General features: G+C 60.3%; 11 protein-coding genes. All 11 read right to left on the bottom strand.

Annotation, left to right across the window (positions count from 1 at the left end; translation table 11 throughout):
* Nucleotides 1-457: 457 nt before the first annotated feature.
* Nucleotides 458-1,651, bottom strand: coding sequence for a cysteine desulfurase family protein (locus CZ203_RS05055; protein WP_087065080.1), 1,194 nt, complete (start codon nt 1,649-1,651; stop codon nt 458-460).
* Nucleotides 1,648-2,034, bottom strand: coding sequence for a DndE family protein (locus CZ203_RS05050; RefSeq protein ID WP_087065079.1), 387 nt, complete (start codon nt 2,032-2,034; stop codon nt 1,648-1,650). Before CZ203_RS05050 ends, CZ203_RS05055 begins: the two co-directional genes overlap by 4 nt.
* Nucleotides 2,031-4,217: an AAA family ATPase gene (locus CZ203_RS05045; RefSeq protein ID WP_087065078.1), complete on the bottom strand. Its 2,187-nt coding sequence runs from the start codon at nt 4,215-4,217 to the stop codon at nt 2,031-2,033. Before CZ203_RS05045 ends, CZ203_RS05050 begins: the two co-directional genes overlap by 4 nt.
* Nucleotides 4,207-5,589, bottom strand: a complete 1,383-nt coding sequence (gene dndC, locus CZ203_RS05040; protein WP_087065077.1) for a DNA phosphorothioation system sulfurtransferase DndC — start codon at nt 5,587-5,589, stop codon at nt 4,207-4,209. Before dndC ends, CZ203_RS05045 begins: the two co-directional genes overlap by 11 nt.
* A 338-nt stretch (nt 5,590-5,927) precedes the next feature.
* Nucleotides 5,928-8,552: a pyruvate, phosphate dikinase gene (gene ppdK, locus CZ203_RS05035; protein WP_087065076.1), complete on the bottom strand. Its 2,625-nt coding sequence runs from the start codon at nt 8,550-8,552 to the stop codon at nt 5,928-5,930.
* 519 nt (nt 8,553-9,071) lie between these two features.
* Nucleotides 9,072-9,677 carry a class I SAM-dependent methyltransferase gene (locus CZ203_RS05025; RefSeq protein WP_087065074.1) on the bottom strand — a complete coding sequence of 202 codons (606 nt, stop codon included), beginning with the start codon at nt 9,675-9,677 and terminating at the stop codon, nt 9,072-9,074.
* The gene (locus CZ203_RS05020) at nt 9,674-10,201 is read right to left on the bottom strand and encodes an ECF transporter S component (protein WP_087065100.1); all 528 of its coding nucleotides are present in this window, start codon (nt 10,199-10,201) and stop codon (nt 9,674-9,676) included. The genes CZ203_RS05025 and CZ203_RS05020 overlap by 4 nt, the downstream gene beginning before the upstream one ends.
* Before the next feature lie 222 nt (nt 10,202-10,423).
* Nucleotides 10,424-12,889: an ATP-dependent Clp protease ATP-binding subunit gene (locus CZ203_RS05015; protein ID WP_087065073.1), complete on the bottom strand. Its 2,466-nt coding sequence runs from the start codon at nt 12,887-12,889 to the stop codon at nt 10,424-10,426.
* A gap of 77 nt (nt 12,890-12,966) precedes the next feature.
* Complete coding sequence (locus tag CZ203_RS15590; protein WP_456236186.1) at nt 12,967-13,317, bottom strand: hypothetical protein; 351 nt, start codon at nt 13,315-13,317, stop codon at nt 12,967-12,969.
* A gap of 215 nt (nt 13,318-13,532) precedes the next feature.
* The gene (locus tag CZ203_RS05005) at nt 13,533-14,081 is read right to left on the bottom strand and encodes a UvrB/UvrC motif-containing protein (RefSeq protein WP_087065071.1); all 549 of its coding nucleotides are present in this window, start codon (nt 14,079-14,081) and stop codon (nt 13,533-13,535) included.
* 77 nt (nt 14,082-14,158) lie between these two features.
* Nucleotides 14,159-14,293 carry a hypothetical protein gene (locus CZ203_RS15445; RefSeq protein WP_407927705.1) on the bottom strand — a complete coding sequence of 45 codons (135 nt, stop codon included), beginning with the start codon at nt 14,291-14,293 and terminating at the stop codon, nt 14,159-14,161.
* Nucleotides 14,294-14,306: the final 13 nt, after the last annotated feature.

The raw sequence follows: 14,306 nt of genomic DNA, 5'->3' as shown, positions 1-14,306 counted from the left end.
GAGCTGCGGGCTGGCCGCTATCGATCTGGAGCAGGCTGTTGCTGATCGACCCCAAAACCAGGATGTTCTGCGCCAGCCGGTCGTCGACGGCCTGGGCGAGCTGCGCCGAAAAGCCGGACACATAGCGCCGGGTCTGCGCGTCGGCCTCCCGCTGGAGCCTGGCCGTATTCCATACCAGCACGGCGCAAGCCGCGAAGATCAATATCGTAACTGCTGCGAGTAAAACCTTCGACCAGAAGGAAGCCTTTAACCTCAACATTCACCCATCCCCGTAAACCCGTCATCTCATCCCACGGCGCCGCCCCGGAATTATTTTATTTTACTATGATGCCGGTAAAATGTCCATAATATCACGCAAAATAGGGCGCGCTGCCGCAAATCCTTGGATTTTTGGCAGCGCGCCCGGATATACTCCCTGTTGGGACGGCTTAAATACAAATTGCGACAGGTTTTGCAATCAACGTGGGAAAAGACGCGCAAGGAGCGCTTCCACATCGGACGCCTTGCTGTCGGGGCCAAGGGAAAGCCTCAGCACCTGCCCCGTCTGCCGCCCGCGCCCAATTGCTTGGAGTACATGGGAAGGTTCCCCCGCAGAACAGGCGGAACCGGCAGACGCGGCGATTTCATCGCCGATTTGCTTTAAGAACTGTTCATTGTTAAAGAAGGTGTCCCCGACGACTATGCTGAAGATGCCCGGGATATGATGTTCCGGGTCGCCAAGCAATTCAATATTTTTATTGCTTTGTAGCAGCCCGCGGATCTCGCGATCCAGTGCCCGCATCCTTTCCAACCTGTTTTCTAGGTGCGAGGCGGCGAGCTCAGCCGCCTTCCCAAAGCCGACAATATTGTGGACGCACAACGTCCCGCCCCGGATGCCGTTTTCCTGTTCCCCTCCATGCATCAGCGAGGAAAACGGCGGCATTAACCCAAATTCGTCGGTACGCACGTAAAGCGCCCCCACCCCTTTGGGGCCGTTCAGCTTATGCGCGGAAAATGAGAGCGCGTCCACCGGGAGGCTGCGCACGTCGATGGGGAGTTTCCCCAGCACCTGTGTGGCGTCTGAATGGAAAAAGACACCGTGCTTTTGTGCGGCCGCCCCAAGGGATACAATGTCATTGAGCGACCCGATTTCATTATTGCCCCAAAGGATCGTGGCCAGCGTCGTCCCCGGGCGGATGGCAGCCTCCAGGGCTCCCGTTTCCACCTGGGCATACGCATTCACATCCAGGAATGTAACGGAAAACCCCCTGTCCACCGTGGGGTGCGACTGATCAAGCGTGAAGGTGTCGTCGTCGTTTGAGTAAATCTCACCATTTAGGAAGCGGCAGGTATTTAGTACCGCATGGTGCTCGACACGGGATGTGATGAGGTGGTCCCCGCGTCGCTCATAATATTTCCGGTAATCGGCAATGCCCTTGATAATCGTGTTGTTGCTTTCGGTCGCGCCGCAGGTAAAAACGATCTCTTCCGGCTTGGCATGGATCAGGCCGGCCACCTGTTCCCGGGCGCACTCCACCGCCTCCCGGGCGCGGACAGCTTGGCCATAATACTTGCTGGAGGGGTTCCCGTATTCCTCTGTGAGGTAGGGCGCCATTGCCGCGTAGACCTGCCGGGACACCGGCGTGGTTGCGCAGTGATCGAGATAAATCATACCGTATCACCCACACCCAAGCTCTTTAAGATATAACGCTCCAACGATCCGGCATGGTTCATCATCGCGTTGAGGATCTGCGCCCCCCGGTCGATATGCGCCTTGACATAGCGGGGGAAATACTCGTCTTCCGAGAGCTTGCGCTGCTCATACTGTTCAATGACCGCTTTGAAATACACGTCGTAGTTCCCGGTAATCGTTTGACGGTTAAGCTCCATGCCCAAGGAATCGGTTTCAAAGTCCTGGGGGGATAGGGGCTGCGTCTCCCGGACGGACCAGGCGATCGCATGTTTTACTAGCGTGTATGGTTTAAGCCCCATACGGTGATCCAGCGCCTTAAAAATATTATTTGTCTGCTGCGAAAGCTTGAGTTTAAAAATCATGCGTTACTACCTCCAAAGGAATAGCCCGGCGAGACTTCGGTCTGCCCGGCCTGCTCATTGTAGGTCAAGGTGTATTCCTGTGCGATATAGGGGCGCAGCGTACTGTAGTAGGGCGGCGTGATCTCCTCGTCGGTTGAAAGGATAATGACCTGGCCGCTGATGCTTGGGAACATCTTTTCCGCAATCTGCTCCCGGTGTTCCGTATCGATCCGGGCGAAAGGGGTATCAATGACAAACGGGATGTCTCGCCCCGAAGCCTTTATGATCGCCCAATAGAGGGACAGGATAAAAATCTGCTTCTCGCCCTTTGACAGCTGCTGGAATTCAATACGCTTGTAGAGCGCAAAAGTTTTCCCATCATAAAGCGTCGCCTGCCCTTTTTCCCGGCGGAAGATTTTTTTGAGCGATGCCACGGAATCAACCTGGAAGTATCCCAACAGCGCGGATACGCCGCGCGTACCAATCCGGTGCGCCAAATCGTCCGCGCCAATATTGCTAAACAGCGCCGCGAGTTCTTCAAAACTGTACGGTTGTTGCCGGTAAAGCGCGAACCCAAATTGCTCGTCCAGTTCGATTAAGTCTATAAAATGTTCCTTCCGCAAGATCTCTTTGGAAAGGCGCAGCGTTTCCGCTTCAATTTCCCTGCGTTTACGCGCCAGGAGTGCGGAAACCATATCCTGCATCATGACGTTGATGCGCTCGGTATATTGCAGCGCATCGATCCGCCTGGTTGCACCGACCAGCGCAACGCGCAAGGACTTCCGCCTAGCCTCCAGTCTTTCCAATTTCTCCGCATATTCTTCTTCCTGCTGCCTTTCCGCCTCCAGGCTGGCCTGGAATTGCGCCTCAGCTTCCTTTAGGCACGCAATTTTTTCCTCATATGCCCGCAGTTCTTCCGCGGAAGGGGCGCTTTCCAGCGTTTTGCGGATCCCAGCTGCCTTTTGGTTCAAGCTGTCCTTTTCCTCGATCTGGCGGACAATTCCTTCACTCTGGAACCGCTCCAGGCGCGTTAAAACCTCACCCACCGTATCGCGCTGTTCCTGGGACAAATCGTGCAGAAAGGTGAAGTGTTCCGGGTCGATACCCGTTTTGAGCGAGTCGGTCAGCACCCTGGACAGCGACTGGATGAATTCCTCCCCGCGTTCAACGCCGAATTCTGGAAGCAACCCGGAAAGCGCGTCCTGCATCCGCGCTGGGGACAACTGCGCAGCAACAACCCGGTACTGCTGCATTTTCTGTTCTAATGCCAGCTGCTTGCGTAGGCGTCCTGCCACTGGCGCCGTCAGCACCAGCGCATCCATTTCCTCTACAAAGCTTTTGAGGGACAGGTTAATCTGGTCGCGCCTCCGCTCGAGTACCGCCAGCTGCTTGCTCAGGATATCCTGTTCCCCTTGGAGGATGCCGCCTTTTTTCTGGAATTTGCTCTCCAGGTCCATGCGTTCCTGGATGCATTGTTGCCAACGCGCCTCCAACTCCCCGATCCGCAGCGCGCGTTCCTGCCTGACCGTATCCGCCTGGTCCAACTCGTTGCAGACCGCTTCATACTCCTCCCGCTGCTGCTGCGCACGTACCTGCTCATCCTCCCCAACCGCATACCGGCGGCAGAATTTCTGGATCAAGTCAAACGTGTCGTAATGGTCCAACGTGAGGACGGCCTCTTTTAAATAGGAACGGTAGCTTGGGGAACTGAAGAAACCCGCAATCTCCTCACCGTCAAAAAAGAAGAAGTCGAAGATGTTGGGCGGGATGACATGGTAAAGGTAGTTCTGGAAGAAGTCCAGTTCCTGGTCTTCGAGAAGTTTCCCGTTTTCCCAGACAAAATCCTGTTCCGAAAGCTTTTGATCCTCATAAGCCCACGCCCTGCGTATGGTATACTGGACCATCACCCCATCGCGGGGCAGTTCAATCCCGATTTCAATATATGCGCGGACTTTTTCCTGGGCAAAGGCGTCGTGGCTGATCAGTTCCTTGACCCGCGCCGTATACTGGTTGTTCTTACTTTGGAACCGGAAGCAAAGCGGCCCATACAGGGCGAGCTTGATGGCTGTAAACAGCGACGTCTTGCCCGTACCGTTCTGCCCGCCGATCAGGATGATATTGCGCGCCCCCTTGACGGTAAAATCCAACGTATGGGCGCCGGAATACGAACTAATATTGTAAAGCTCAATCCGGTCAATTCTCATAAATGTAATCCCTCAATCTGTCTTCGAATAAATAGTGCTGGGTTACCGCTTTATCCAGGGCATTACGGAGCAGCTTGGCGTTGGAGAAATACTTGTTCTTTTCAGCCGCAAGAATCATGTCGCGGATCAGGCTTATGGGTATATCATAGCGCGCCGCATAGTTTTCCACTTCAGAGACGGCGGCGCTGTCCAGCAGCGGCGCTTTCAGGTCGTGCCAGGGGAGCTTGTCCCCCGTAACACGGTAATAAAGCTCTACCAAGGTGCGCCGGGACAGGTCAAGCTCTTCATCCCAAATGGCGTCGATTGCCCGGAGCTCCCCAATGGTAATCAGCTCGTAACCTATACGCTTTTGGAGCTGTAGCAGCTCTGTCAGTATTTCCTGCCGCGCCTCCCAAGTGAAGGGGCCGTAGCCCAAATCGCCGTCCTTTGTATAGTAAATACGGCCGCCGCGCATCTTGTTTTCACGTTTGCCCGGCACCCACCGCAAATCAATCAGCCATTGCCGGAACTGTTGCAGCGGGATCAATTCCCGATGCCCGGAACGGATGAACCCATTTAACGATTTGTCCTCCTTCACAACGGAACAGACCCAGCAGCCGAAGCGGGAATTGCCACAGGACTGCTGCTGTTCATCCTTGCTGGAAATGCCGGCGAAGGGGCATTCGCCATCGGCGTCCGTATAGAGGTTTACCAGTTTTGAATTATCCCCGCCCCACGCGGTGCACCGGTCATTTGACAACAGGATCTTCCATACGTCGTTTGTGGTAAGCTCTACGATCGGCGGGTAGACAAACGCCTTTTTGATCGATTCATGCCGGTTCAAGAGGCGCCCCATGATCTCCCTACCCTCAATGCGGCGCTTCCGCGCAATGCTTTCCGCCTTGCGGACGCCAAGCAAGACAACGACTTCTTTGTTTTCCCTGCGGATGACGTCCTCTATGAACTTTCCGCTCGGGTCTATCTTGAGGCGGTCGGTGCACCAGCGGAAGCGCCCATTCAAATTGGGCGTGGGAAACCCACGCCCAATAATATTGGCCCAAAAGGTATTTCCCGGCTCCGGACGGACCGGGTGGGCAGTTAGCGGGAGCCCGCTTTTTGCCGAAGCGGCATTCAGGGAGTCCAGCATCTCAGAGAGATACGCCTTAATCAGCGGGTTTTCCACCATGGTATCTGAAGAGACCACATAGACATGCTTTGCCCGCTTGCCAGGATCCAGGCGGAGGAGCATGGAATAGACCAGGTGGACAACGACCGTGGAGTCCTTCCCCCCGCTGTACCCGATAATCCAGGGCCGGTTGTCCGAAAGGTAAACATATTCTATTTCATCCAGCAGGTCGTCCAATGTATTTTCATTAAAGAAGCTATTTTCCATGAATAAGGTTCCACCTTGCAAATATTAACGGATTGTATTGTAACTTAATTATACATCATTTGCGTTATTTTGTCGACATACCGATTATGGCAGCCAATCAGGCCGCATGGGAACGCGTCAAGTTGGCCAACTGGGTGCCAGCCCCGCTTTACGCCCGGAAAGACAACTGGATGTATATCCAAGCCAAATAGCTGCCAGGCTGCAGCAAAAAGGTGTGCCATGGATTCCAAAACAGGAACCATGGCACACCTTGGATACATGATAGATGACACCTAAGGAACAAAACCTGGCTATGGGCGGGTTTGCGGCATAGGTATGCACCTTTTCCGGATAAGGCCTTATCTCGGGTTCTTGACCGCGGCCTGCGCCGCCGCGAGGCGGGCGATCGGGACGCGGAAGGGCGAGCAGGATACATAGTTGAGGCCGACGTTATGGCAGAACTCGACGGAGGAAAGGTCGCCGCCGTGCTCGCCGCAGATGCCGAGCTTGATGGACGGGCGGGTCTCGCGGCCCGCGTCGACCGCCATCTTGACGAGCTTGCCCACGCCGTCCTGGTCAAGGCGGGCAAACGGGTCGGACTCGAGGATCTTTTCCTCGAAGTAGCGCTCGAGGATCTTGCCGATATCGTCGCGGCTGAAGCCATAGGTCATCTGGGTCAGGTCGTTCGTGCCGAAGGAGAAGAACTCCGCCTCCTCCGCGATCTCGCCCGCCGTCACCGCGGCGCGCGGGGTCTCGATCATCGTGCCGACCATATACTTCATGTTGATGCCGGCTTCCTCGATCAGGCGATCGGCCACAGACTTGATGCGCTTCTTGACAAACCGCAGCTCCTTGATATCCGAGACCAGCGGCACCATGATTTCCGGGGTGATCTTCAGGCCGTCCTGCTTCCACACGTTGATGGCGGCGGAGATGATGGCCTCGGTCTGCATTTCGGCGATTTCCGGATACAGGATCGCCAGGCGGCAGCCGCGGGTGCCGAGCATCGGGTTAAACTCGTGCAGGTCGTGCACGACGTCTTCCAGCTTCTCATAGGTCAGGCCCATGTCCGCGGCCAGCTCACGGATATCCGCCTCTTCCTGCGGCAGGAACTCATGCAGCGGCGGGTCGAGCAGGCGGATGGTGACCGGCAGGCCGCCCATCGCGCGGTAAATCGCCTCAAAGTCGCCGCGCTGCATCGGCAGGATCTTGGCCAGCGCCTTCTTGCGCTGCTCCGTGGTCTCGGACACGATCATCTCGCGTACGGCCTTGATGCGGTCGGTTTCAAAGAACATGTGCTCGGTGCGGCACAGGCCGATGCCTTCCGCGCCGAACTTGCGCGCCTGCGTCGCGTCGCGCGGCGTGTCGCCGTTCGTGCGGACGTGCAGGGTGCGGATTTCGTCCGCCCAGCCCATGAAGCGGCCGAAGTCGCCGGTCAGCTCGGCCTCCTGGGTGGCAATCTGGCCGAGGTATACGTTGCCGGTCGAGCCGTCCAGGGAGATATACTCGCCCTCGCGGATGACGGTATCGCCGATCGTGATCGTCTTATCCGCTTCGGAGACGCGGATCTCGTTGCAGCCCGCGACGCAGCAGGTGCCCATGCCGCGCGCGACGACCGCCGCGTGCGAGGTCATGCCGCCGCGTGCCGTCATGACGCCTTCGGCGGAGGCCATGCCGTCGATATCCTCCGGGGAGGTCTCCTGGCGCACCAGGACGACCTTTTCGCCGACCTTATGCGCCTGTACGGCGTCCTGCGCGGTGAAATACACCTTGCCGCAGGCGGCGCCGGGGGACGCGGGCAGGCCGGTGGTGACCGGGGTGGCGGCGTCGAGCGCGGCGCGTACGAACGTCGGGTGCAGCAGCGCGTCGAGCTGCTTGGGCTCTACCTTCATGATCGCCTGCTCGCGGGTGCACAGCCCCTCGTCGACCAGGTCGACCGCGACCTTGAGCGCGGCCTGCGCGGTGCGCTTGCCGTTACGGGTCTGCAGCATGTAGAGCTTGCCGTTTTCGATCGTGAACTCCATGTCCTGCATATCGCCGTAGTGCTGCTCCAGGCGGCTGGAAATGTCGACGAACTGCTCGTAAACCTCGGGCATGATGTCCTGCAGCGTGGAGATCGGCTGCGGGGTGCGGATGCCGGCGACGACGTCCTCGCCCTGCGCGTTCATCAGGAACTCGCCGTACAGCTTCTTTTCGCCCGTGGCCGGGTTGCGCGTGAAGGCCACGCCGGTGCCGGAGGTCTCGCCCATGTTGCCGAATACCATGGACTGCACGTTGACCGCGGTGCCCCAGGAGTGCGGGATATCGTTCATGCGGCGGTAGGTGTTGGCGCGCGGGTTATCCCAGGAGCGGAACACGGCGCGGATCGACTCCATCAGCTGCTTCTTCGGGTCCTGCGGGAAGTCCTCGCCGAGCGACTTCTTATAATGCGCCTTGAACATCTCGACGAGCTGCGCCATATCGTCCGCGTCCAGCTCGTTATCGTGCTTTACGCCCTTCTTGTCCTTGACCTCGTCGATAAACTGCTCGAAGGAGGATTTCGGCAGCTCCATGACGACGTCCGAGAACATCTGGATAAAGCGGCGGTAGGAATCGCGCGCAAAGCGCGGGTTATTCGTCAGCTTTGCGACCGCTTCGCACACGCCGTCGTTCATGCCGAGGTTCAGGATCGTATCCATCATGCCGGGCATGGACGCGCGCGCGCCCGAGCGCACGGATACCAGCAGCGGGCTGTCCGGGTTGCCCAGGGCTTTGCCGGTCATCTTTTCGAGGCGGTCCAGGAACTCCATGATCTGCTCCTCGATATCCGGATAGATCGTCTTGCCGTCTTCATAATATCTGGTGCATGCCTCCGTCGTGATCGTGAAGCCCTGCGGTACGGGCATTCCCAGGCCGGTCATCTCAGCCAGGTTTGCGCCCTTGCCGCCCAGCAGTTCGCGCATCTGGCCGTTGCCTTCGGAGAACATGTAAACATACTTTTTCATAGGTGGTGCTCCTCCATTTCATTGCCTTGACATTTTGCCCAAAAATCTCTTATTTACGCAGTACATTATAACATATTTGTCCAACTGCCCGCCACTGTGGGAATATACCTATTTGCCACTTTCCGATTGTGCATTTTGACGAAATAAGTTTTTTATCTCAAACCGCAGCGCGCTTTTTCGACAATCCGCCCGGCTTCATTTTCGTTTATATGCATAAAATGTTTGTAAAATTCCTGTAATAAGCGATAATCAGGCGCTTTTGTGAAATGGAACGGATTTGCATATTTTAAGTCGCCGCGCCGCAGGATGTGCAGGACATCCTGCGGCGGCGCACCTTTTTGCAAGGCGTTATGCGGGGGAGACGGTGAAGCGCACGCCGTCCTCCGCCAGCAAAACCCGCATGGCGTCCCCCCCTTCCTTATGTTGATCCCATTGTACCACGGGATTATCCGCGTTTTATCCAAAAGCGGGCATAAAAAAGGCCGCCCCCGCGGGCGGCCCTTGCAGCGTCTTTTTTTCTTATCCCCCGGCGGCGGCGCGGCAGACCCCGGAAAGCACGTAGATTTCCGGCGTATCCGCCACGATATCGAGGCTAAAATACGGCCGGAGCGCTTCGGCTTCCTCCCGCGCGGGGCGCAGCCCGACGGAAACCTCCCGCGCCGCGCCCGATTCATGGTGCGCGTTGATGGCGGCGCGCCCCTGGCTGTGCGCGATCAGCAGCCGCCCGCCCGGCCGGAGCAGCCCGGCCACGTGCGCGGCAAAACGCGCCTTGTCCGGGAAGTGGGGGTACGCGCTGTAGGCGACCGCCGTGTCGAACCCGGTTTCCGCCAGCTCGAACAGGTCGCACGCGGCAAAGCGCACGCGCGGGTCGGACAGCTTGCGCCGCGCCTCCGCGATCATGGCGGGCGACAGGTCGACGGCCAGGATTTCCCGCGGCGCGCATTCCAGCAGGGCGGGTTCGAGCACGCCGGTGCCGCAGGCGATATCGAGCACGCGCCCGCCCGCCGGGATCCCGGCCAGCGTCACGATCGCCGCGACCTTGCGCGGGTCGTGCTGGCAGCGCGCGTCCCAGCCGGGCGCGAGCGCGTCAAAAAAGCGGCGCGCCTGCGCGGTAAACGCGCTCAATGCGCACGCCTCCGCGCAACCAGCCCCGTACGCTCGAGCGCGAGCACGACGAGCGGGATCAGCACCACCTGGATGACGATGCCGGGCACCGCCGTGACGAAGGAGGCGCTCAGGAAGGCCGTCAGCCCGTAGGCCTTGCCCGCGACGCCCATCAGCGCGGCGTTTGCCAGGCCGGAGACCGCGCGCCCGCCGAGCATTGCGGCGATGAGCGAGACATAGACGTTGCAGCCCAGCTTGCGGCGCAGCAGGCCGGTCAGGCAGCCGTACGCGCCCAACTCGAACATCATGGCAATGGCCGTCGGGAACAGCGGCGGCATGCCGGTGAACGACGACAGCAGCGGCGTCAGCAGGCCGACCGCCAGCCCGTACTGCCAGCCGCAGACAAAGCCGCACAACAGCACCGGGATGTGCATCGGCAGGAACACCGGCCCTGCGCCGACCATATGGAACGCCGAAGGCAGCACCAGCCCCAGCGCCAGGAACAGCGCCGCCAGCACCAGCCGTTTAATTCCCTGTCTATCCATCATAAAAACCCTCTTTCCCCTATTTTATGCGGTGAATACCCCCACTATAGCAACGTCCCGCGGGGCTGTCAAGCCGGGGCGGGGGATACGCCGCATGGGGCGCGCCGCAAAATAGTTATATTATATAATGTAGGAAGGCGCATAAAAAAGCGCAGGGGCCGGGCCGAAGCCCGGGCGCCCTGCGCTTTGGGAGGTTTATCAAATTTGCATGGGGAGGGGCGCTTATTCCGCGGCGGCTGCCTCCGCCTGCGGCGCCAATACCAGGCCGCCGTCGTGCTCGTCGAGCAGTACGGTCTGCCCCGCATGGATTTTGCCGGAAAGCACTTCCTCCGCGACCAGGTCTTCGACCTGCGACTGGATGGCGCGGCGCAGCGGGCGTGCGCCGTATACCGGGTCGAAGCCCGCCTTTGCCAGATGCGCGCGGGCGGCGTCGCTCCAGCGCAGCACGATGTCCATATCGGTCATGCGCGCGGCCACGCCCGCCAGCATACCGGCGGCGATCTTGCCGATCTCCTCCTCGGTCAGGCGGTTGAAGACGATGATATCGTCCACACGGTTGAGGAACTCCGGGCGGAACGCCTCCTTGAGGTCACCCATCACCTGCTCCTTGATCTGTTCAAAGGTCTGCTCTTCGCTGCCGGCGCCCTCCTGGAAGCCCAGCGACTTGCGCTGCTTGCCGGTGATCTTGTGCGCGCCGATGTTGGAGGTCATGATGATCACGGTGTTTTTGAAGTCCACCTTGCGCCCCTGCGCGTCGGTCAGGACGCCGTCGTCCAGGATTTGCAGCAGGATGTTGAACACATCCGGGTGCGCCTTCTCGATCTCGTCGAACAGGATGACCGAATAGGGCTTGCGGCGCACCTTTTCGGTGAGCTGGCCGCCCTCGTCGAAGCCGACGTAGCCCGGGGGCGAGCCGATCATTTTGGAAACGCTGTGTTTCTCCATGTATTCCGACATATCGACGCGGATCATGGCGGATTCGTCGCCGAACAGCGCCTCGGCGAGCGCCTTGCTCAGCTCGGTCTTGCCCACGCCCGTGGGGCCGAGGAAGATAAACGAGCCGATCGGGCGGCCGGGGTCGCGCAGGCCGACACGGCCGCGGCGGATGGCCTTGGCCACAGCGGTTACCGCGGCGTCCTGGCCGATCACGCGGTCATGCAGCGTGTCCTCCAGGTGCAGCAGGCGCTCGGACTCGTCCTCGGTCAGCCGGGCGGCCGGGATGCCCGTCCAGCCCGCGATGACCTCTGCGATGTCCTCCTCCGTCACCTCGCCGTGCGTCTTGGACTGGCTGTCCTGCCACTCCTTGCGGCGGTTTTCCATGTCCCCCTTGAGCGCGCTTTCCTTGTCGCGCAGCTTCGCGGCCTTCTCGTACTCCTGCGCCTTGACGGCCTCCTCCTTGCGGGCGGAAACCGCGGCAAGCTCATCCTCCAGGTCCTTGAGGTCGGGCGGCGCGGTCATCGCCTTGAGGCGCACGCGGGACGCGGCCTCGTCGATCAGGTCGATCGCCTTGTCCGGGAGCTGGCGGCCGGAGACATAGCGCACGGACATCTTGACCGCGGCCTGGATGGCCTCGTCGGAAATCTTGATTCGGTGGTGCGCCTCATAGCGGTCGCGCAGCCCCTGCAGGATTTTGACCGCGTCCTCCGGGCTGGGCTCGCCGACCGTGACCGGCTGGAAGCGGCGTTCGAGCGCGGAATCCTTTTCGATGTGCTTGCGGTATTCGTCCAGTGTGGTCGCGCCGATCACCTGGATTTCGCCGCGCGACAGGGCGGGCTTCAGGATGTTCGCGGCGTCGACCGCGCCCTCGGCTGCGCCCGCGCCGACCAGCATATGCAGCTCGTCAATGAAGAGGATGACGTCCTTGGCGTTCGTCAGCTCCTCGATCATCGCCTTGATGCGCTCCTCGAACTCGCCGCGGTACTTGGTGCCCGCGATCATGCCCGTCAGGTCGAGCGCGATCAGGCGGCGGTTTTTCAGGTTTTCCGGCACGTCGCCCGCCACGATGCGCTGCGCCAGCCCCTCCGCGACGGCGGTCTTGCCGACGCCGGGGTCGCCCACGAGGGCGGGGTTGTTCTTGGTGCGGCGGCTCAAAATCTGGATGACGCGCTGGATTTCCTCCTCGCGGCCGATGACCGGGTCGAGCTTGCCCTCGCGCGCGGCCTTGGTCAGGTCGCGGCCGAACTGCTCGAGCGTCTTGGTGCTGCCCTTCGCGCCCTGCGCGGGCTCGCCGCCTTCGGCCTCGCCGCCCTGCGCGCCGACCGCCTCGGCCAGCGACTGGTACAGCTTCTGGACGTCGACGCCCATACCCTCGAGCAGCTGGAGCGCGACGTTCTGCCCCTCGCGGATCAGGCCGATCAGCAAGTGCTCGGTTCCCACGTAGCTGTGCCCCATCTGCGCGGCCACCGAAATGGCAAGCTCCACGATGCGCTTGGTGCGCGGGGTCATGCCCTGGGGGGCGGTGTTGTCCGGCTGGCCGCGGCCGATCGACTTTTCGATCTGCGCCAGCACCTTTTCTTCGGTCACGCCGAACTGGCCGAGCACTTTAAAGGCCACGCCGCCGCCCTCGCGCACGAGGCCGGCCAGGATGTGCTCCGAGCCTACATAGCTGTGGCCCATCTGCGCGGCGGTTTCCTGCGCCAGGGAAATGGCGTTTGCCGCGCGCTCTGTAAACCTATTTTGAAAAAACATGTTGCATCGCTCCTTTCAGGGGCTTTTTTATATGATTTTAGTTATTTACGGTTTGCTTTTTTCCGGTTTGCCCGGCCTTATGCACANTGCCGGCCGGCCCAGCCGATCACGTTCTGCATCGCGCCGGCGGCGGTCAGCATCGGCAGGTGCAGCATGACGGACACGCGCAGGCCGGTGCCGAGGTTAGTCGGGCAGGCGGTCAGGTACCCGAGCTTTTCGTCAAAGTCCATCGGGACGGAATGTTCAATCAGGGCGGCCAGGCGCTGCGCCTCGGCCAGGCATTCGCGCGGGCACAGCCCGCTGCCCATGACCTGGATGCGGAGATGGTCCTCCTCGCCGATCATGATGGACGCGCCGCCGTCCTTGGAAACGACCACCCAGCCGCCGCGCTGCGCAAGCGCCGGGGAGATGATGTGGTTTTCCACCATCTGCTGCGTCTCGGCCAGGCCGGGGCGGATCTGGTGACGGTCGAACTCGCCCGCGATCGCCGGGGCGGCGCCCACGGCTTCCCAGACCTTATCTGCGATTTCCTTGAGCTTTTCCGGGGGCTGCTGCCCATAAGTATAGCCTTTCACGTTGCGGGCTAAACGTACGCGGGAGCTGGCGACGATGCCACTGAACCCGCCTTCAATCTGGAATGCACTCATTTCTGTTCCCCCTCCAATCTGCGGATTTCGTCGCGCAGCCGCGCGGCTTCTTCATAGTTTTCGCCCTGGATGGCCTCCTGCAGCTTGGCCTTGAGCTCGGTCACCGGGTTGGCCGGCGGCGCGGCCTCGTCTTGGGGCTTGCTGCCGAGGTGGCTGTCCGCGCCGTGCACCTGCCGGATGTACGGCGTGAGAATATCCTCAAAGGTATGGTAGCAGTCCGGGCACCCGGCGCGGCCGGTGCGCCGCAATTCGGATTCGGTCATGCCGCAGGACGGGCATTTGCGCTCCGTCCCGAGCAGGCCGCCGGCAGGCAGGCCGCCCAGCATGTTCCCGAACAGGGAGCCGCTCCCCAGGAAGGGATGGAACGGGTCGCCCCACAGGCTGCCCATGGTATTTGCAATGCCTGCAAAAGCGTTTTCAAAATCCGCGCCGATATGCATTCCCCCCGCGCAGTCCGCGCACAGGTGCATTTCGCGGGTCTGGCCGTTGATGGTCTCTTTATAATAGGTGGTGGCTTCGTTCTTGCCGCATTTTTCGCATTTCATAAGTCATTCTTCCTTTCTATCCGGGATTGTATCGATTACCATGTTACGTATGGGGCCGCACCGCCCGTGCGGGCGCGCTAGGTCGCGACCCCGAGGATCGCGCATCGGAAGATCGCCGCCCGCAGCCGGTCGCGGTCCGCTTCCTGCACCTCCGCGAGCGCGCCGTCCGAACATGCGGACAGCAGCAGCTGCCCTTCGTTCGGGGTGAGCAGCTCGGCGCTGACC

Origin of the sequence: Intestinibacillus massiliensis, assembly GCF_900155735.1 — a bacterium.
Lineage (GTDB): Bacteria > Bacillota > Clostridia > Oscillospirales > Butyricicoccaceae > Intestinibacillus > Intestinibacillus massiliensis.
The sequence above is the reverse complement of the archived record's forward strand: the minus strand, read 5'-3'. Positions and strand labels throughout refer to the sequence as shown.

Excerpts from the sequence above, each read along its gene's own strand:
- CZ203_RS05005 (WP_087065071.1), bottom strand. The coding sequence starts at position 14,081 with ATGAAATGCGAAAAATGCGGCAAGAACGAAGCCACCACCTATTATAAA.
- CZ203_RS05055 (WP_087065080.1), bottom strand. The coding sequence starts at position 1,651 with ATGATTTATCTCGATCACTGCGCAACCACGCCGGTGTCCCGGCAGGTC.
- CZ203_RS05020 (WP_087065100.1), bottom strand. The coding sequence starts at position 10,201 with ATGGATAGACAGGGAATTAAACGGCTGGTGCTGGCGGCGCTGTTCCTG.
- CZ203_RS05045 (WP_087065078.1), bottom strand. The coding sequence starts at position 4,217 with ATGAGAATTGACCGGATTGAGCTTTACAATATTAGTTCGTATTCCGGC.
- CZ203_RS05015 (WP_087065073.1), bottom strand. The coding sequence starts at position 12,889 with ATGTTTTTTCAAAATAGGTTTACAGAGCGCGCGGCAAACGCCATTTCC.
- CZ203_RS05050 (WP_087065079.1), bottom strand. The coding sequence starts at position 2,034 with ATGATTTTTAAACTCAAGCTTTCGCAGCAGACAAATAATATTTTTAAG.
- dndC (WP_087065077.1), bottom strand. The coding sequence starts at position 5,589 with ATGGAAAATAGCTTCTTTAATGAAAATACATTGGACGACCTGCTGGAT.
- ppdK (WP_087065076.1), bottom strand. The coding sequence starts at position 8,552 with ATGAAAAAGTATGTTTACATGTTCTCCGAAGGCAACGGCCAGATGCGC.